Source organism: Caulobacter sp. GW821-FHT11A05 (assembly GCF_058809015.1).
This window is the reverse complement of sequence record NZ_JBXASF010000007.1, coordinates 1-16815: the sequence shown is the minus strand read 5'-3', so window position 1 is coordinate 16815 and position 16815 is coordinate 1. Positions and strand designations below refer to the sequence as shown.

The 16815-nt window shown below is 70.8% G+C and carries 19 protein-coding genes; 11 read left to right on the top strand and 8 right to left on the bottom strand.

Features of this window, described 5'->3' with window-relative positions; all coding sequences use genetic code 11:
• The first annotated feature begins 16 nt into the window (after positions 1-16).
• Together lspA and AC1RSK_RS11490 are read left to right on the top strand one after the other, a co-directional pair.
• Complete coding sequence (lspA, locus tag AC1RSK_RS11495; RefSeq protein ID WP_492907880.1) at positions 17-535, top strand: signal peptidase II; 519 nt, start codon at positions 17-19, stop codon at positions 533-535.
• An 87-nt stretch (positions 536-622) separates the two neighbouring features.
• On the top strand, positions 623-1171 hold the full coding sequence (locus AC1RSK_RS11490; protein ID WP_492907879.1) for a DUF3035 domain-containing protein: 549 nt from the start codon (positions 623-625) through the stop codon (positions 1169-1171).
• 171 nt (positions 1172-1342) lie between these two features.
• On the opposite strand, the gene AC1RSK_RS11485 is transcribed toward AC1RSK_RS11490, so the two are convergent.
• Positions 1343-2308, bottom strand: a complete 966-nt coding sequence (locus AC1RSK_RS11485; protein WP_492907671.1) for a TraB/GumN family protein — start codon at positions 2306-2308, stop codon at positions 1343-1345.
• Between the two features lie 31 nt (positions 2309-2339).
• Here AC1RSK_RS11485 and mutL point away from each other — a divergent pair, with 31 nt between their 5' ends.
• The gene (gene mutL, locus AC1RSK_RS11480; RefSeq protein ID WP_492907670.1) at positions 2340-4220 is read left to right on the top strand and encodes a DNA mismatch repair endonuclease MutL; all 1881 of its coding nucleotides are present in this window, start codon (positions 2340-2342) and stop codon (positions 4218-4220) included.
• 181 nt (positions 4221-4401) lie between these two features.
• On the opposite strand, the gene AC1RSK_RS11475 is transcribed toward mutL, so the two are convergent.
• Complete coding sequence (locus AC1RSK_RS11475) at positions 4402-5013, bottom strand: NAD(P)-dependent oxidoreductase (RefSeq protein WP_492907669.1); 612 nt, start codon at positions 5011-5013, stop codon at positions 4402-4404.
• A 143-nt stretch (positions 5014-5156) separates the two neighbouring features.
• Here AC1RSK_RS11475 and AC1RSK_RS11470 point away from each other — a divergent pair, with 143 nt between their 5' ends.
• From AC1RSK_RS11470 to AC1RSK_RS11460, 3 genes are all read left to right on the top strand, one after another.
• Complete coding sequence (locus AC1RSK_RS11470) at positions 5157-5543, top strand: winged helix-turn-helix transcriptional regulator (RefSeq protein ID WP_492907668.1); 387 nt, start codon at positions 5157-5159, stop codon at positions 5541-5543.
• Positions 5544-5576: 33 nt separating this feature from the next.
• Positions 5577-5999: a VOC family protein gene (locus tag AC1RSK_RS11465; RefSeq protein ID WP_492907667.1), complete on the top strand. Its 423-nt coding sequence runs from the start codon at positions 5577-5579 to the stop codon at positions 5997-5999.
• A 216-nt stretch (positions 6000-6215) separates the two neighbouring features.
• A complete protein-coding gene (locus tag AC1RSK_RS11460) occupies positions 6216-6488 on the top strand; it encodes a YjhX family toxin (protein WP_492907666.1) in 273 nt (90 codons plus the stop codon).
• A 128-nt stretch (positions 6489-6616) separates the two neighbouring features.
• Here AC1RSK_RS11460 and AC1RSK_RS11455 read toward each other — a convergent pair whose 3' ends face one another.
• From AC1RSK_RS11455 to AC1RSK_RS11440, 4 genes are read right to left on the bottom strand one after another with little or no spacing between them, the layout of a single operon-like run.
• The gene (locus AC1RSK_RS11455) at positions 6617-7390 is read right to left on the bottom strand and encodes a MerR family transcriptional regulator (protein ID WP_492907665.1); all 774 of its coding nucleotides are present in this window, start codon (positions 7388-7390) and stop codon (positions 6617-6619) included.
• A 55-nt stretch (positions 7391-7445) separates the two neighbouring features.
• On the bottom strand, positions 7446-8015 hold the full coding sequence (gene rsmD, locus AC1RSK_RS11450; protein ID WP_492907664.1) for a 16S rRNA (guanine(966)-N(2))-methyltransferase RsmD: 570 nt from the start codon (positions 8013-8015) through the stop codon (positions 7446-7448).
• Between the two features lie 32 nt (positions 8016-8047).
• Complete coding sequence (locus AC1RSK_RS11445) at positions 8048-8704, bottom strand: lysophospholipid acyltransferase family protein (protein WP_492907663.1); 657 nt, start codon at positions 8702-8704, stop codon at positions 8048-8050.
• Positions 8704-9675 carry a phosphatidate cytidylyltransferase gene (locus AC1RSK_RS11440; RefSeq protein ID WP_492907662.1) on the bottom strand — a complete coding sequence of 324 codons (972 nt, stop codon included), beginning with the start codon at positions 9673-9675 and terminating at the stop codon, positions 8704-8706. Before AC1RSK_RS11440 ends, AC1RSK_RS11445 begins: the two co-directional genes overlap by 1 nt.
• 235 nt (positions 9676-9910) lie before the next feature.
• Here AC1RSK_RS11440 and AC1RSK_RS11435 point away from each other — a divergent pair, with 235 nt between their 5' ends.
• Positions 9911-10816 carry a LysR substrate-binding domain-containing protein gene (locus AC1RSK_RS11435; RefSeq protein WP_492907661.1) on the top strand — a complete coding sequence of 302 codons (906 nt, stop codon included), beginning with the start codon at positions 9911-9913 and terminating at the stop codon, positions 10814-10816.
• A gap of 221 nt (positions 10817-11037) precedes the next feature.
• On the opposite strand, the gene AC1RSK_RS11430 is transcribed toward AC1RSK_RS11435, so the two are convergent.
• The gene (locus AC1RSK_RS11430; protein WP_492907659.1) at positions 11038-11487 is read right to left on the bottom strand and encodes a P-loop nucleotide/nucleoside kinase family protein; all 450 of its coding nucleotides are present in this window, start codon (positions 11485-11487) and stop codon (positions 11038-11040) included.
• Between the two features lie 101 nt (positions 11488-11588).
• Here AC1RSK_RS11430 and AC1RSK_RS11425 point away from each other — a divergent pair, with 101 nt between their 5' ends.
• The 4 genes from AC1RSK_RS11425 (at position 11589) to AC1RSK_RS11410 (ending at position 15019) form a co-directional block, all read left to right on the top strand.
• Positions 11589-12647 carry a helix-turn-helix domain-containing protein gene (locus tag AC1RSK_RS11425; RefSeq protein WP_492907658.1) on the top strand — a complete coding sequence of 353 codons (1059 nt, stop codon included), beginning with the start codon at positions 11589-11591 and terminating at the stop codon, positions 12645-12647.
• A gap of 206 nt (positions 12648-12853) precedes the next feature.
• On the top strand, positions 12854-13666 hold the full coding sequence (locus tag AC1RSK_RS11420; RefSeq protein ID WP_492907657.1) for a sterol desaturase family protein: 813 nt from the start codon (positions 12854-12856) through the stop codon (positions 13664-13666).
• 286 nt (positions 13667-13952) lie between these two features.
• Entirely contained in the window at positions 13953-14342 is a 390-nt protein-coding gene (locus AC1RSK_RS11415) for a hypothetical protein (RefSeq protein WP_492907656.1), read from the top strand.
• Entirely contained in the window at positions 14339-15019 is a 681-nt protein-coding gene (locus AC1RSK_RS11410) for a CDP-alcohol phosphatidyltransferase family protein (protein WP_492907655.1), read from the top strand. The genes AC1RSK_RS11415 and AC1RSK_RS11410 overlap by 4 nt, the downstream gene beginning before the upstream one ends.
• Before the next feature lie 5 nt (positions 15020-15024).
• Here the strand turns inward: AC1RSK_RS11410 and AC1RSK_RS11405 are convergent, their stop codons facing one another.
• Positions 15025-16560, bottom strand: coding sequence for a carboxylesterase/lipase family protein (locus AC1RSK_RS11405; protein WP_492907654.1), 1536 nt, complete (start codon positions 16558-16560; stop codon positions 15025-15027).
• Positions 16561-16815: the final 255 nt, after the last annotated feature.

The window sequence follows — 16815 nt, the reverse complement described above, 5'->3', positions numbered from 1 at the left end:
GCCCGCCGATCCGCAGATCGCCACGGTCCCGACCCCCGAGCCCGAATCCGTCACCGGAGCTGGCCAGGGGCCGACGGCCTACAGCCTGGCGCTGGCCGTCCTGGTCGGCGACCAGATGAGCAAGCTCTGGTTTCTCAGCCAGGGGCTGCTGGAGGGCGAATCGCGGCCGGTGTTCGGCCCCTTCTCCCTGACCATGGTCTGGAACCGAGGCGTCTCCTTCGGCCTGTTCCGGGCCGAGGTCGACTGGATCCGCTGGGCGCTGACCTTCTTCTCCCTGGCCGTGGCCATCGTCATCGCCTTCTGGGCCCGCAAGGTCCAGCGGCCGCTGTTGGGCTGGGCCTTCGGGCTGATCATGGGCGGGGCGGTCGGCAACATGATCGACCGCATCCGCTTCGGGGCCGTCGCCGACTTCCTGGACTTCACCGACCTGATGTTCCCCTGGGTGTTCAACGTCGCCGACAGCGCCATCAGCGTTGGCGTCGTACTCCTTCTGATCGACACATTCCTCGCCGATCGTAAGCAGAAGAGCGGGTAAACTGTCCCAGTTGGCGCCCGCATCGTTCTGGCGTATCTGATCCCTTCTGATTTTTGGCCGGGGGGCCACTGGAGTTTCTCTTTGGCTATGCAGCTGAACCGCGCGATCGTCATCACTGCCCTGGTGGCCAGCGCCGGCCTGGCCGGGTGCCAGTCCACGTCCAAGGCGCTGGGCCTCGCCAAGATCACCCCGGATGAGTTCAAGGTCGTCACCAAGGCGCCGCTGGTCGTGCCGCCGGACTACGCCCTGCGCCCGCCGGCCCCCGGCGAGCCGCGCCCGGCCGAGCTTGAGCCCGACAGCGCCTCCCGCGCCTCGGCCCAGGCCCGCGTCCTGGCCACCGAGCGTTCGGATGGTGAAAAGGTGCTGGTCGCCAAGGCCGGGGCCGGCAACGCCGACCCGCTGGTCCGCTATGTCGTCGACGACGAGTTCGGCGATGTCGCCCACAAGGAAAAGAGCTTCGCCGACACGGTGATGTTCTGGCGCAAAGACAAGCCGGCGACCGCCAGCGCCGACCCGTCGACCGCCCCGGTCGTCGACGCCGCCGCCGAGGAAGCCCGCATCAAGACGCTGACCGGCGGCAAGAACGTCGTCATCAAGCGCGAAAAGTCCGGCTGGGTGAAGCTGCCGGGCCTGTAGGCCACTCTATCCGTCGTCATCCGCCGTCATCCTCGGGCTTGTCCCGAGGACCCATTCGTCCGCTTCGACGAAAGGGTGAGATGAGGCGCGAGCATGGACGCTACGCCGACCTTCCGCGCGTATGGGTCCTCGGGACAAGCCCGAGGATGACGACCTGGGGGTGGCGGAGCTTCACCCCGCGCTCGCCGGCGTCTCCACCTTGAACCCCCGCGCCTTCAGCTGATCCAGCACCCCGCCGCGCGCCAGCAGCTGGCGCAGTTCGACGACCGCCACCGCCTTGCCCGGCACGGCCATCTGCCGGGCGATGGCGCCACTGGTGTCGGCCATGGCCTTGCGGCTCAGGGTCGCCAGCAGCGGCAGCCGGGCCAGACAGCGATCGAAGCCGCGTTCAGCCCGCAGCGCCGCCTTCACATCGCCCCGCGCCCAGCCGGCCGCCGCCTCGCGGATGCGGCCCCGCCCGGCCTCGACTTCGTCCAGCGCATCCTCCAGGCAGACCCGATGGCCGGCGTCGTCGAGGCTGAGCAGCGACTTGACCGCCGGCATCGGGTCGATCGCCGCCCCGGCCCGGACCTGCTTGACCTTGGCCTTGCGGGCCAGGGCCAGAACGCGGGTCATCGGCTGGTCGTCGTCCATCTTCAGGGGCTTCTGCAGCTCGCCGGCCAGGATGGCGCCCTGGATGCCCCACCTCCATTTGGCCAGCTTCTCGGGCTTGATCTTCAACGCCGCCCGGTCCCGCTCCAGCCGCGCCGCCAGCTCACCGTCGAGCGGCGGGCCGCCCTGGAACTTCTTCTGATTGCTGAGGAAAAAAGCGGTCATCACCACCGGCCGGGCCTTGATCTTCGGCGGCAGGATCAGCGCCTTGGCCCCGTCCAGCCGCATCGCCAGGCGGCGCTCGTCCCACTTGGTCCCCTTCGGCAGGGCCCCGGGCGCGCCTAGCACATAGAGGGTGGTGTCGCCGTCCGAGACCTTCCAGAAGGCCGGGCCACCGAGGTTGGAGGCGACCACCAGCTCCTCGACCAGCACCCCTTCGGGATCGTCAGTGGCTTGAGCCGTGGCGCCGCCCGGCGCCAGGGGCCATATGGCCAGGACGGCTATGGTGGCCGCGCCCAGGAGGCGTCTGTTGATCGCTACGGTCATGACCCTCGGAATCGGCTAGGTTGGTTCTCTTATGCCCATTCGCCGTCTTCCGCCCGAGACCGTCAACCGCATCGCCGCCGGCGAGGTGGTCGAGCGGCCGGCCAGCGCCGTCAAGGAACTGGTCGAGAACGCCCTCGACGCCGGGGCCCTGAAGATCGCCGTCGAGGCCGACGGCGGTGGCCTCAGCCGCATCCTGATCGCCGACGACGGGGCCGGCATGGGCCCGGACGACCTCAGTCTGGCCGTCGAGCGCCACGCCACCTCCAAGCTCAATCCCGGCCCCGACGGGACCTGGGACCTTCTCAACATCGCCACCATGGGCTTTCGCGGCGAGGCCCTGCCGTCGATCGGCTCGGTGGCCCGGCTGACCATCTCCAGCCGCGCCAAGGGTTCGGCCGACGCCCACGCCATTCTCGTCGAGGGCGGCGCCACCGGCCAGCCCGGCCCCGCCGCCTTCCCCGGCGCCCACGGGGCCCGGGTCGAGGTCCGCGACCTGTTCTACGCCACCCCCGCCCGCCTGAAGTTCATGAAGTCCGAGCGGGCCGAACAGATGGCCATCACCGAGGAGGTCAAGCGCCAGGCCATGGCGCATGAGGCCACCGCCTTCAGCCTCGACCTCGACGGCCGCCGCGTCCTGCGCCTGCCGGCCGAGCCGCCCGGCCCGGAAGGGCGGCTGGCCCGCCTCGCCGCCGTGCTCGGCCGCGAGTTCCAGGAGAACGCCCTGGAGATCGACCAGGAGCGGGAAGGGGTGCGGCTCTCCGGTTTCGCCGGCCTGCCGACCTACAACCGCGGCAACGCCGCCCACCAGTACCTGTTCGTCAACGGCCGGCCGGTGCGCGACCGGCTGCTGCAGGGGGCCCTGCGCGCCGCCTACGCCGACTACCTGGCCCGCGACCGCCACCCGGCCGCCGCCCTCTACCTCGAGCTTGAGCCGACCCTGGTCGACGTCAACGTCCACCCCGCCAAGGCCGAGGTCCGCTTCCGCGACCCGGCCTTGGTCCGCGGCCTGATCATCGGGGCCCTGCGGCACGCCCTGGCCGGGGCCGGCCACCGGGCCAGCACCACCGTCGCCGGGGCGGCCCTGGCGGGCTTCCGGCCCGGCGGAGGCGGCGGCTATGGCGGCTATCGCCCGCCGCCGTCGGCGACCGGCTTCTCGGCCTGGCAGCAGGGCGGCTGGCAGCCCCAGCAGACCGGCAACCTGCCCGGCCTCTCGGACGTCTCGGCCCGCGTCGAGCCGGCTCCCGGCGGTTTCGCCGAGGCCATGGCCGGCTTCGACATGGATGTTCTCGAGCGCCCCTCGACGCCCCAGCCCGGCCAGATCGACCCCGTCGATTTCCCGCTCGGCGCCGCCCGCGCCCAGGTGCATGAGACCTACATCGTCGCCCAGACCCGCGACGGCATGGTCATCGTCGACCAGCACGCCGCCCACGAGCGGCTGGTCTACGAGCGGATGAAGAAGGAGATGGCGGCCGGCGGCGTCGCCCGCCAGACCCTGCTGCTGCCCGAGGTCGTCGACCTCGACCCGTCCGAGGCCGAACGGGTCTGCGCCCGCGCCGACGAGCTGGCGGCGCTCGGCCTGGTCATCGAGCCCTTCGGCCCGGGCGCCGTCCTGGTCCGCGAGACTCCGGCGCTGCTGGGCGAAACCAACGCCGGCGGCCTGATCCGCGACATCGCCGACGACCTGGCCGAGAACGGCCAGGCCCTGGCCCTGAAGGAGCGGCTGGAGGAGGTCTGCTCGACCATGGCCTGCCACGGCTCGGTCCGGGCGGGGCGCCGCCTGACCGGCGCCGAGATGAACGCCCTGCTCCGCGAGATGGAAGCCACCCCCCACAGTGGCCAATGCAACCATGGCCGCCCGACCTATGTGGAGCTGCGCCTGGCCGACATAGAACGGCTGTTCGGGCGGCGGTAACGACGGAGAGGCGGTTTCGCGCCCTCCCTCCCCTTTATGGGGAGGGACAGCGCGCGAAGCGCGCAGGGTGGGGAAGTCGAACGCCGCCAATCCCCGCCGCCAGGTGACGCCTCCCAGTGCCCCACCCTGGCGGCTTCGCCGCCGGTCCCTCCCCATAAAGGGGAGGGAGGAATACCTGCCCTCAGTAGCCGACCGTGAACCGCGCCCGCCGGTGCGCCGGCCGTTCGATCTCGTCGACCAGCGCCACCGCATAGTCCTCGGCCGAGATGCGGCTCGATCCGTCCTCGGCGAACAGCACCTCGTCGCCGCCCAGCCGGAACCGGCCCGTCCGCTCGCCCGGGAAGATCTCCGCCGACGGCGACAGGAAGGTCCAGTCGAGCGCCGGCTCGGCCTGCAGCCGCGCCAGATACTCGGCGCCCTTCGAGGCCTCGGCCTTGTACTCGGCCGGGAACGCCGGCTGGTCGATCAGCCGCGCCCCGGGCGCCACGAACAGGCTGCCGGCCCCGCCGACGACGAGATAGCGCTCCGGCTCCGCCGCCTTCACCGCCGACAGCAGCACCTCCGGGTCGGTCGCCAGGTAGTGGACCGAGCTGATCACCACCGCATGGCCCTTCAGGAGTGCCGTCAGCCCCGGCCCGTCATGGATGTCGCCGGCCTTCGGCGTCACGCCGGGCAGGGCCGGAACCTTGGCCGCGTCGCGGGCGATGGCGGTGACGGCGTGGCCGCGGTCGGACAGTTCCTTCAGCAGGCGCGAGCCGATGAAGCCGGTGGCGCCGATCAGGGCGATGGTCATGGAGTGGTCCTTTGTGATAACCAGATCGTACCTGGTATACTTTCAATACCGCCTAGATCGCCCCTGCCGGCCGGCCCCGCAAGAAGGGTCGCCGGCGTAACCCGGTTACCGCGCAGTGACCGCCCCGGACTGGAGGACCACCCGTGAGTGACAACGCGCCCGCCTTCGAAGACGCCGCCAGCTGCCCGATCCGCAACGTGCTGGACCGCATCGGCGACCGCTGGAGCGTGCTCATCCTGCTGATCCTCAAGGACGGCCGGCCGGTGCGCTTCTCGGCCCTCAAGCGCCGCATCGGCGACATCTCCCAGCGCATGCTGGCCCAGACCCTGCGCCGGCTGGAGCAGGACGGCCTCGTCATCCGCACCGTCCACCCCACCGTCCCGCCCCAGGTCGACTACGCCCTTTCCGAGCTGGGCCGCGGCCTCAACGGCCCGCTGGCCTCCCTGGTCGCCTGGGCCGAGGAGAAGCAGCCGGCGATTCTGGCCGCCCGCGCCGCCTATGTGCCGCCGCCCAGCCAGCCGGCGCTGTAGCAACCGTATCGCGTCATTGGCGTTGAAACCGCCATGGACCTCCACCGCGGCCGCCTCATCGATCATGTCCACCTGCGCGCGGGCGACCTCGCCGCGACGCAGAAGTTCTACACCGCCCTCCTGCAGGCCCTATCGATTCCCGTCGTCTCGGACGCCACCCACTTGCAGGCCGACGAACTGTGGATCGACGCCGCCGACGACAAGACGCCGGCCCCGACCCACGTCCACCTCGCCTTCCAGGCCGCCGACCGCGCCCAGGTCGACGCCGTCTGGAAAGCCGCCCTCGCCGCCGGCGGCCGCGACAACGGCAAGCCCGGCGAGCGGCCCTACCACCCCGGCTACTACGCCGGCTTCCTCTGGGACCCGGACGGCAACAACATCGAGGTCGTCTTCCATGGCGAGGCCGAGCGCTCGGCCGAATCGGTGGTTGTGTCCTTCACGCCACCCGGCGCCTGAGATCGCCCTGAGGCGCTTGGGCCCTCTGGCCGAACAGCGCTCTGCGCGCTAACCAGCGTCCGTCAACAGAGGTACGCCCTATGTCACCCCTTGCCGTCGAGGCATGGGCCTGACGGCCGGATAACAAGCTCCGGTCGTCGAAGAGCCCGCTGAACCCGCCCGTCCTCGCGGCTGTGAGGGCGCGGCTTGTCATGCCTCACGACATCGGACTTTCCAGTGAACATCTCAAAGACGCAGCAACGCGTGCTGCATGCCCTGGCCCAAGGCGGCCGGATCGACCTCGTGCGCGAGGCCGACAAGGTGACGGACGTCGAATGCTGGTCCCGCGAGGGCTGGCTGATGACCGACTGCACCCTGTCGGTCTTCAAGAGCCTCAAGGCCAAAAGGCTGATCGCCAGCACCGGCGGCGGACCCTACCGCATCACGCGGCAGGGCCTCGCCAACCTGCGGGCCCAACTCAACAACCGGGTGACGGCGAAGGCTTGGTGACGGTGGGGACAGGTTGGCCGCGAACGCGGCCTACCTGTCCCCGGTCAGCACAACCGGTTGGATCGCGCGCGCTTCAACCGTCTACGCCAACCGGGGACAGGTACGCTGCTCGCGCAGCGAACCGGTCCCTACAACTCCGCCTCAGCGTACGACCGCATCGCCTCGGCCATGTACTCCGCCAACCCCGCCGCGACCGCCTCATAGCGGGCGGTGAACTCCGGGTGCTCCAGATACATGGCCCCCAGCCCGGCGAAGGCCTCCGCCGTCGGCGGGCTGGGCCAGCTCAAGGCCACCCAGGCGTGGTGGCGGGCCATCAGCGCCCGCACCGCGCCGCTGTCGACCGGCAGGCCGTCGGTCAGCGCCCGGCCCATGGCCTGCTCGATGGCCTCGCCCTCGGCCTTCAGCGCGGCGAAGTCGGCCTTGCTCCAGCCCTTCATCCTCGCCTTCGACCCGGCGATCCGGGCCTTGGTCCCGTCGCCATAGCGGTCCATCAGCCAGGCCTCATGCTCGGCCTGTTTCTCCGGCGAAAACCCGCCGAACAGTTCGCGCTCACTCATGCTCGTCTCTCCTTCCAGATCGGCGAGGGTCGCATCCAGGGTCCTGAGCAGTTTCCGATACCGCGCCGCCTCTTCCGCCAGCGCCGCACGCTGGCGTTTCAGCGCCGCCAACCGGTCGAAGTCCGGGCTGGCCAGCACCGCCTTGATCGCCTCCAGCGGAAACTTCAACTCGCGGTGAAAGAGGATCTGCTGCAACCGCAGCAGCTCCTCCCGCCCGTACAGCCGGTATCCGTTGGCGCCGACCTCAGCCGGTTTCAGCAGCCCGACGGCGTCGTAATGGTGCAGCGTCCGGACCGAAACGCCCGACAGCCGCGCCACCTCCGCCACCGTGTATTGCCTGCTCATATCCCTGGATGTCCTCGTCATGAGGAGAGGTTTGCGGTCTCACGTCCCGTGAGGGTCAAGCACCTTCAAAGCGCAGAAAATGCACCCGCGCCGCGCCATAGTCGCGGGCATCGAGCACCGCGTATCCGGCTGGCGCGAACGGGCTCTCGTCCGAGCCGCGCTCGACCATGACCACCGCGCCCGGTTTCAACCAGCCATGCGCCACAAGTTCCGCCATCGCCTTCTCGGCCAGCCCCTTGTGATAGGGCGGATCGAGCACCGCCAGGTCGAACGGCGGCCCGGCGCTCCCAGGCCGCACGCCCAGGTCGGTGGCGTCCCGCCGATGGATGCGCGTTGAGCCAAACAGCCCGAACGCCTCGATGTTCTCACGGATCGCCCCGCGCGCCGCATCGTCGGTCTCGACAAACAGGCAGAAGCCGGCCCCGCGCGAGATGGCCTCCAGCCCCAGCGCCCCGCTGCCGGCGAACAGGTCCAGCACCCGCGCGCCCTTCAATTCCGGCGCCCAGGCGGCATGCTCCAGGATGTTGAATACCGCCTGCCGCGCGCGGTCGCTCGTCGGCCGGGTGGTCTGGCCGGGCGGGGTGACGATGGGGCGACCCTTGAACTGGCCGGAGACGATGCGCATGGCGCCGGTGTGCCTTCAAACCGGCCCTGGCGCTAGTCCTCCCCCTCGCTCCAGCGCAGCGGCGGCGCCTGGGCCTTCAGCGCCAGCAGCGCATCCCGCAGTCCCTCCATGAAGGCCGTCCGCCGGCCCTCCCAGCGGATCGGCTCGCCGACCAGCACGGCGCAGGTCATCGGCACAGGGATCACCTTGCCCTTGGGCAGCACCCGGCCCGCCCCCTGGATCCACACCGGGATCACCGGCGCTTCCGGAAAGGCCTCGGCCAGCCGCGCCACCCCGTTCTTCAGCTGGGCCATGGTGTCGGAGGCATCGCCCCGCGTCCCCTCCGGAAACACCACCACGATGGCGCCCTCAGCCAGCGCCTGCCGGGCCGGCGCCAGCACATCCTCGCCGCTCCCGGCCTTGCGCCGCGCCACCGGCACGATGCCGATCAGGTTGCGCGACACCCAGCCGATCACCGGGTCCTTGAGGAAATAGTCGCTGGCCGCCGCCGGCCTCACCAGATGCAGCGCCCGGGCCTTGAAGATGGTCAGCAGCAAGAGGGTGTCGACATGGCTGTTGTGGTTGGCGGCGATGATCGCCGGCCCCTTCACGGGCAGCCGCTCGCGCCCCTCCACATCGGCGCCGGTGAAGAACCGCGCCACCGGCCGGGCCACCGCCACGATCAGCGCCAGGCGCAGCCAGCGCAGCATCAGAACTTCTCCACCGCGAAGAAGGCCAGCAGGTGGAAATACAGCGGCGCGGTGAAGGTCAGGCTGTCGACCCGGTCCAGCAGGCCGCCATGGCCCGGGATCAGGTGGCTGGTGTCCTTGACCCCGATGTCGCGCTTGATGGCGCTCATGGTCACGTCGCCGGCGAATCCGGCCAGCGGCAGGCTCACCGCCACGATGCCCAGCCCCCAGCCGGTCAACGGCGTCAGGTAGGGCCCGGCGAACCAGATCAGCAACGCCGTGCTCACCCAGCCGCCAAGGAAGCCTTCCCAGGTCTTGTTGGGGCTGACCGTCGGCACGATCTTCCGCTTCCCGAGCGTCTTGCCCCAGACGTACTGCGCCACGTCGTTGAACTCGGTGGCGACCAGCAGCATCAGCACCAGCCCCGCCGCCCCGGCCGGCGCCTCGGCGTCCGGCACCCGCATCAGGAAGGCGGCGTAACCGAGGTTGTAGACGCAGGTCATCATGCCCCAGTGGAACATCGCCACCCGGCCCAGATAGCCCTTGGTCTGGCCGAACGCCGCCATCAGGAAGGGCGTCAGCAGGAAGGCGTAGACCGGCACGATGACCTGGAAGATCAGGTACTTGTCGATGGCGATGCAGAAGTAGCTGACCGGGATCGACAGATAGGCCGCCAGGATGATCAGCCGGTCTTCCTTGCGCGTCGGGGCCAGCGACAGGAACTCGCGCAGGGCGATGAAGCTGATGACCACGAACAACAGGGTCGTCGCCTGCCAGCCCAGCAACAGGGCGGCGGCCAGCAAGGCCACCATCACCCACCAGCTGGTGATCCGCTGGCGCAGCTCCTTGTAGTCTTTCGTCCTGTTGATCAGCGGCAGCACCGCCGAAATCGCCGCCGCCACGCTCAGCAGCGCCACCACGCCGCCCAGCCCCCACAGCAGGATGGCGGGCTGACGCGCGACGAAGGCTTCGATGGTCTCAGATATCCGCACGCCGCCCTCCGACCGCCGACACCTTGCCGGGCTGGCGCCGGGGGTCAAGCGGCAAGCAGGAGACGCCCGACCGCCCGGGGGCTGATAATCCGGGGACACTATATAGATTTCCGGCCGCGCTCGTCGGTCCGCCGCCGGTCATTAGCGGAAATCTATATAGTGTCCCCGGATTATCAGCTGCGCCGACGCCGACGCCGCGATTGCGCATCCCGCTGCCCGGCCGTATCCCTCCTTCATGTGCGCAAAACTCACAGCCTCAAAGCCGGCGCCGACCCTCAACACCGTCTCCCTCAACGCCCTGCGCGCCTTTGAGGCCATGGCCCGCACCGGCGGCGCGACGACCGCCGCCGCCGAACTCGGCGTCACCCACGGCGCCGTCTCCCGCCAGGTGAAGGCCCTGGAGCGCAGCCTCGGCGCCGCCCTGTTCACCGGCCCCCGCCACCGCCTGGAGCTGACCGCCGCCGGCCGCGACCTCCTGCGCCCCCTGACCCTGGCCTTCGACCAGCTGGCCGTCGCCGTCGCCACCGCCCGCAACCCGGCCGGTCCGCTGCGCCTCGCCGTCCATCCCAGCCTGGCGGTGAAGTGGCTGATCCCGCGCCTCTCCGGCCTGGCCGCCGCCGAGCCGGGCCTGACCCTCGACCTCACCGAACTGCACACCAACGCCCGCCGCCAGCGCCAGGCCCAGGGCGCTCTGCGGGTGCTCTCCCGGGCCGACCAGGCGGGCCTTCCCTGCCACCGCTTCATGGCCAACGCCGTCGGCCCCGTCGTCGCGCCGGATGTCCTGGCCGGGCGCGGCGGCAATGTCCTGGCCGTCCCCCGCCTGGTCTCGGCCACCCATCCGGGCGGCTGGCGCGAATGGGCCGACCTCGCCGGCGCGGCCCTGCCGCCGGGCCCGGAACGCGCCTTCGCCCACCTCCACTTCGCCTTCGACGCGGCGGTGGCGGGCCTGGGCGCCATGATCGCCCCCTGGCCCCTGGTCGAAGCCGACGTCACCGCCGGCCGCCTCGTCGCCCCCCTCGGCTTCCTGCCCTCGGACAGCGACTTCGTGCTGATCCCAGCGCCTGGCGAGGAGGGTAGGGCGCTGAAGACGTTTCTGCGCTGGCTGCGGGCCGAGGCCGAAGCCATGCCGCCGGCGCCGTAGCAATCGCTCTCCGCCCCTGGGGCGGAGTGGCTTTGGCGAGCGCTGCAAGCGAGCCAAACCGAGGCGGGACTTCCACCGGCGGATGTGAGGTGCGACCGCTGCCGCGAGCGTGAAAGGGAACGCGCTAATCCCCACCGCCGGTGGGCCCGCCTCCTGGTCCGTCGCTCACGCTCCGAACCGTCCTCCGCCCAGAGGGCGGAGAGCGAACACCCTGCCGACCCCTACTCCAACTCATCCGCCCCCGGGCGCTCGAACAGCGGCGCCCAGTCGGCGATGTCCCCCGGCTCCACCCGATAGCTGTCCGCCGGCAGCTTCGCGTTCCGCGCCGCCACCCGGGCCATCAGCTCCTCGACCGGCGCATCGCAGAAATGCAGCACCGCCCGCGCCCCCACCGCCGCCGCCCCGGCCCGGCAGGCGTCGCGCTCGGCCCGCGTCCAGAACCCGGCCTCCAGGATAACGCTCACCCCCCGCGCCAGCAGCTCCGTCGCCAGGTCCCACTGCAACGCCTCGACCCGGGCCCGCGCCGCGATGTCATAGCCGTCCGCCTCCAGCGCCTTCAGCCAGACATCGGAACTCAGCCGCAACGCCCCCGTCTCCCCGGCCAGCCGCCGCGCCAGCGTGCTCTTGCCGGAGCCCGGCAGGCCGCAGATCAGATGCAGGGTGGCGCTCATTCCTCAAGGCTAGCACGTTCGTTTGCCGCGAAAGAGCCTTGGCCCGGCGGCCGTTGTTCTGCGAAGAGTGCGAAGAGAAGGAAGGCGCGCGGGGAGGGCCGATGGAAACGCTGGAAGTCCTGCTGCGCGGCCTGGCCATCGGGGCCACGCTGTGCACGGCCATCGGCCTGCTGCGAGGCGGCGTGCGCGTTCCCGCCCGCTGGACCGGCGCCCTGTTCTGCCTGTCGGCCGCCTGTTTCGCGCTCAACTCCGGCGGCGTCGTCACCCAGGCGGTGCGCACGCTGATGCCGCCGATCTGGTTCCTGTCGCTCGGCGGTTCCGGCTTCTTCTGGATGTTCGCCGTCACCCTGTTCGAGGATCGGCCGTTCCGCCTCGACCGCTGGATCCCGCCCCTGGTCATGACCCTGGTCGGGGTGGTCGGCATCCTGACGCCCGGCTCCTATCGCTCCGGGGTGTGGATCACCCACAACGTTCTCGAGGCGCTGTTGATGCTGCATGTGCTGGCGGTCGTCTGGCGCCATCGCCAGGGCGACCTCGTCGAGGCCCGGCGGGCCCTGCGGGCGCCGGTGATCATCCTCATCGCCGTCTACGCCATCGTCCTGTCGGGGTTCGAGGTCGGCGCCGAGTTCGGGCTGCGGTCGCATCAGCTGGACCTGCTGCAGGCCATCAGCCTGGCCCTGATCAGCCTGACCGCCGCCGCGGCCTTCCTGCAGGCCCGGCCGGCCCTGTTCGCCGCACCGGCCCGCGGCCCCGACCCCGACGCCGTCGATCCCCAGGACCGCCCGGCCCTGGCCCGGCTGCAGGCCCTGATGGACGAGGGCGCCTGGCGCCGCGAAGGCCTGACCATCGGCCAGCTGGCCGGCGAGGTCGGTGTGCCCGAGCACCGTCTGCGCCGGCTGATCAACGGCGGCCTTGGCCACCGCAACTTCGCCGACTTCATCGGGGCGCGGCGCATCGAGGCGGCGAAGACGGCCCTGGCCGACCCGGCCAACGCCCGCGCCTCCATCTCCGCCCTGGCCTTCGACCTCGGCTACGCCAGCCTCGGCCCCTTCAACCGCGCCTTCAAGGAGGCCACCGGCCAGACGCCGTCGGCGTGGCGGGTGGCGGCGCTGGCCTCTTCCGACCACCCCGACGAAAGTCGGGGCCCAGCTGGCAGGTAGAAGAAGGTCGCGCGCTGATCAGAGCGAACCGCCAAGCCCGGTGGACGCTGGGCCCCGACTTTCGTCGGGGTAGTCGGGGGGAGGGGGATCGCTGAAACTGAAAAACCCTCGCTGAATTCAAAACAGACAAGGCGCCGAGCCTCGAAGGAAGCACCCGGCCCCCCACGCCAGCCACGGTCCCCCGGCATCCACCGCGAGACCGCCTCATGACCCTCCCCGAATCCCTGCTCTCGATCGGCCGCGCCTGGCTCTCCGGCTTCCAGGGCGACCTGACCCGCTACATCGTCGCCGCGCCGCTGGCCTGGCTCATCCTCTGCGTCCTCCTGGCCCCGGTCCTGAAGACCTGGAAGATCCGCGAGGGCCGTCCGCCGGCCCTGCAGCACCTTGTCGAGCTGCTCTGCTCGATCCGCTCGGTCGCCGTCTTCTCGACCGTCGCCCTGATCACCGTCGGCCTGCACAAGGCCGGCCTGCTCTGGGGCGAGGCCTTCCGCGAGACGCCGCCCCTCATCTGGACCGCCGCCTCCCTGGTCCTGACCATCCTGGCCCATGACGCCTACTTCTACTGGGTCCACCGCACCCTGCACCGGCCCCGGCTGTTCCGCGCCTTCCACCGCCGTCACCACCGCTCCAACAACCCCACCCCCTTCACCGCCTACAGCTTCGACCTCGGCGAAGCGGCGCTGATGGCCGCCTTCAGCCCGCTCTGGCTGCTGCTGGTCCCGGTCAGCTGGCCGGCCTTCGGCCTGTTCATGATCCACCAGATCGCCCGCAACGTGATCGGCCACTCGGGCTACGAGCTGTTCCCGGCCCGTCGCGACGGCCGGCCGATGTTTGATTGGATGACCACCGTCACCCACCACGACCTGCACCACTCCCAGGCCGGCTATAATTTCGGCCTCTACTTCACCTGGTGGGACCGCTGGATGGGCACCGAGAACCCCCGCTACCACGAGGCCTTCGCCCGGGTGGCCGCCCGCCGCCGCGGCCTCGTCGAAGCCCAGGCCATTTCCGCCGGGTAAAATTCTCAGGGGCGGTTAGCGGCCTTTCGCCGCTAACCGACCTCCGCCTTCGGGCCACAGATTCACCCCCCATGCGACCCCGTCGTTTCCACAACGCCACCCCCATACAATCCGCATGCCGGACCGGTGTTTTCCAGTCTCAGTACCGACGAAATAATATTGATAAAACAATGCATTAAGTGAATTTCAGGTCTTGCGGCCGCTCCCTCCGTGGTAAAATACTCCGCCGCTTCGAGACTTGACCCACCGGGCAGGCGCCCCCACGGTCCGGGACGGGAGAGGGCCCATGATCCAGCGCCTGATGAAGTCCAGCCTGGTCCACATGGCCTTCGGCTTCCTGTTGATGGGCGGCTGGGCCCTGTTCGCCAATCGCAACCACGGACTGGCCGCCGCCTGGCTGCCGGCCCTCGCCCAAGGCGTGATCAGCGCCCTGCTCACCGGCGTCATCAAGCGGGCCCTGGAGTGGATGGACGGCCGCTTTTCCGGGCCTGTCGCCTTCGTCCTGCCGCCGGTCGTCACCGCCAGCGCCGTCCTCGCCACCCTCACCCTCGTCCACAGGATGATCGGCACGCCGGAACTGGTCGCCACCATCGCCTTTCCGTGGAGCCTCTCGACCCTCTACGCCTTCATCTACAATGCGGCGCTGGTCCGCGGCCGCCGGACGCAGACCCCATGACCGAGCTCGACAACCGCCGCCCCCTGAAGACCCGCTCCAAGGGCTGGGCCGTCGGCCTGGCCCGGGCCCTCGGCAAGGCCCGCGTGCGGCCCAACCATATCTCGGCGATCAGCGTCGTCTTCGCCGCCCTCGGCGCCGCCCTGATGCTGCTGGCCGGCACCGACGACGGCGGTGGCGTCGGCCGGGGCATCGCCCTCATCCTGGCGGCGGTCTGCGTCCAGTTGCGCCTGCTGTGCAACATGATCGACGGCATGGTGGCGGTGGAGCACGGCATGGCCTCGCCCACCGGTCCGGTGTGGAACGAGCTGCCCGACCGCATCGCCGACATCCTGTTCATCGTCGCCGCCGGCTACTGCGCGGCCATCAAGCTGCCGGCCGGCGAATGGCTGGGCTGGCTGGCCGCCGTGCTGGCGGTGCTGACCGCCTATGTCCGCGAGCTGGGCCGGGGCCTGGGGTATGCCGCCGACTTCAGCGGCCCGATGGCCAAGCCGCACCGCATGTTCGTGCTGACCCTCACTTGCCTCATCGCCGCCTTCGAGCCGCTGTGGGGCGGCACGGGCCAGGTCATCCTGGGCGGGCTGGCGGTCATCGCCCTGGGCAGCATCATCACCTGCTACCGCCGCGCCAGCCACCTGATGCGCAAGCTGCGCGACGCCCCGGATGCGCCTCGGCCGTAACGCGCTCAGGACCCGCGAAGCTGGCCGTAGACGGCGTCGAAGGTGGCCAGCCCCTCGGGGTCTGGAACCCCGCCGAGGGTGATCGCCTCGCCCAGCTGCAGCACCTCCGACCCGCGCCCGCTGTAGACCGGCCAGGACGGCAGGCCGGGGCCGTTGGGATCGCCGTCGCGGGCGAAGTTGCTCCAGTAGCCGGTCATGGCCTCCGACAGGTTCCGGTCGACCGGCCGGGCCCAGGGTTCGCGCTCGACCTGCCCGAACATGTACCAGAGCTCGACGAAGTGGCCGGCTCGCCAGTCGGTCTGGGGCGACCCCGCCGGGAAGGGCGGCGCCAGGGTGAACTGGTACAGCCAGGCCGGCCGGCGGCCGGAATGGCTCTGCAGCCGCGCCCAGGCCCACATGTCCCAGCCGAACCGCAGGTCCCGCTCGAAGGCCAGCCGCGCGGCGCGGGCCTCCGCATCGGTCGTGAACGGGTAGGCGGCGACCAGAGGCGGCGGCAGCGGTCCCCAGCGGGCGGCCAGGTCGGCGGCGAAGCTGGCGGCGGTGACCTGGCTGACGTCGGTCAGCGACCGGGCCTCCTCGGCGTTGTAACCGACCAGCAGCGGCGCGTCGTTCTGCCGGCCGGCGGCGAAGACCTCGTAGGGCGAGGCGGGCAGCAGCCAGGGCTCGATGACCGGATGCGAGACCTGCCCGGCCCTGCCGCCGAGCAGCGCCTCCGCCGGCAGGGCCCGAAGCTGGGCCAGGGAGCTGGCCCCGACCGAGGCGCCATAGGCGACGCCGTCCTGCTCGGCCCGGGCCAGGCGGTATTGCGGCGCCAGTTCGACCGGCTCGAAGAAGCCGCCGCTCTGGCCGATGGCCCGGTGGAACAGGCCCCGGGCCTGGGGCGAGGCCATCAGGATGCTGACCGACATCGCCCCCGCCGACTGGCCGGCGATGGTCACCTTGCCAGGATCGCCCCCGAAGGCGGCGATGTTGTCCCGCACCCAGGCCAGGGCGGCGACCTGGTCCTGCAGGCCGTAGTTGCCGGAGCTGGCGTGGCCGGACTCGGCGGTCAGCTCCGGATGGGCCAGGAAGCCCAGCGGCCCCAGCCGATAGGCGATGCTCACCACCACCACCCCGCGCCGCGCCAGCCGGTCGCCGGCATAGAGGGGCAGGGCGGTGGCGCCGTTGCTGAACCCCCCGCCGTGGATCCAGACCAGCACGGGCAGCCGTTCCTTGGCCGACCGGGCGGGGGTCCAGATGTTGAGATAGAGGCAATCCTCGCTGGTCGCGGTCGCCGCTTCGCCCGGCATCGAGACGCCGGTCTGCGGACAGGCGGGCGCGAAGGCGGCGGCGCGGCGCACCCCGGTCCAGGCCGGCGCCGGCCGGGGCGCGCGCCAGCGCAGCGGACCCACCGGCGGCGCGGCGAACGGCAGGCCGCGATAGACGGTCAGACCGTCTTCCTGTCGCCCCTCCACCCGGCCGGAGGTGGTGATCACGCTGGCGGCGGCGGTTTCCGCCAAGGTGGCGGCCAGCAACAGCGTGGCGATCAACAGTCGTTTCAAGGCCCAGGCTCCATCGCGTCGAACAGGCCCCGATGCTGCCGGCGGCCGGCGACCGGGGCCAGAACGGCTCGTCCCGCCCGACCAGCGGTCCGTCCCTTTGCGTGGGACAATCGGACGTTTGTGAGTTCGCCTCGGGGCGCCCTTCTCCCCTCGTGGGAGAAGGTGTCGGCGAAGCCGACGGATGAGCAACTGTGTTTAGGCTTGGTAGTTTGGTTGCCAAGTCTGGCCGGTGCGCAGCAAGGCGACGACGATGCC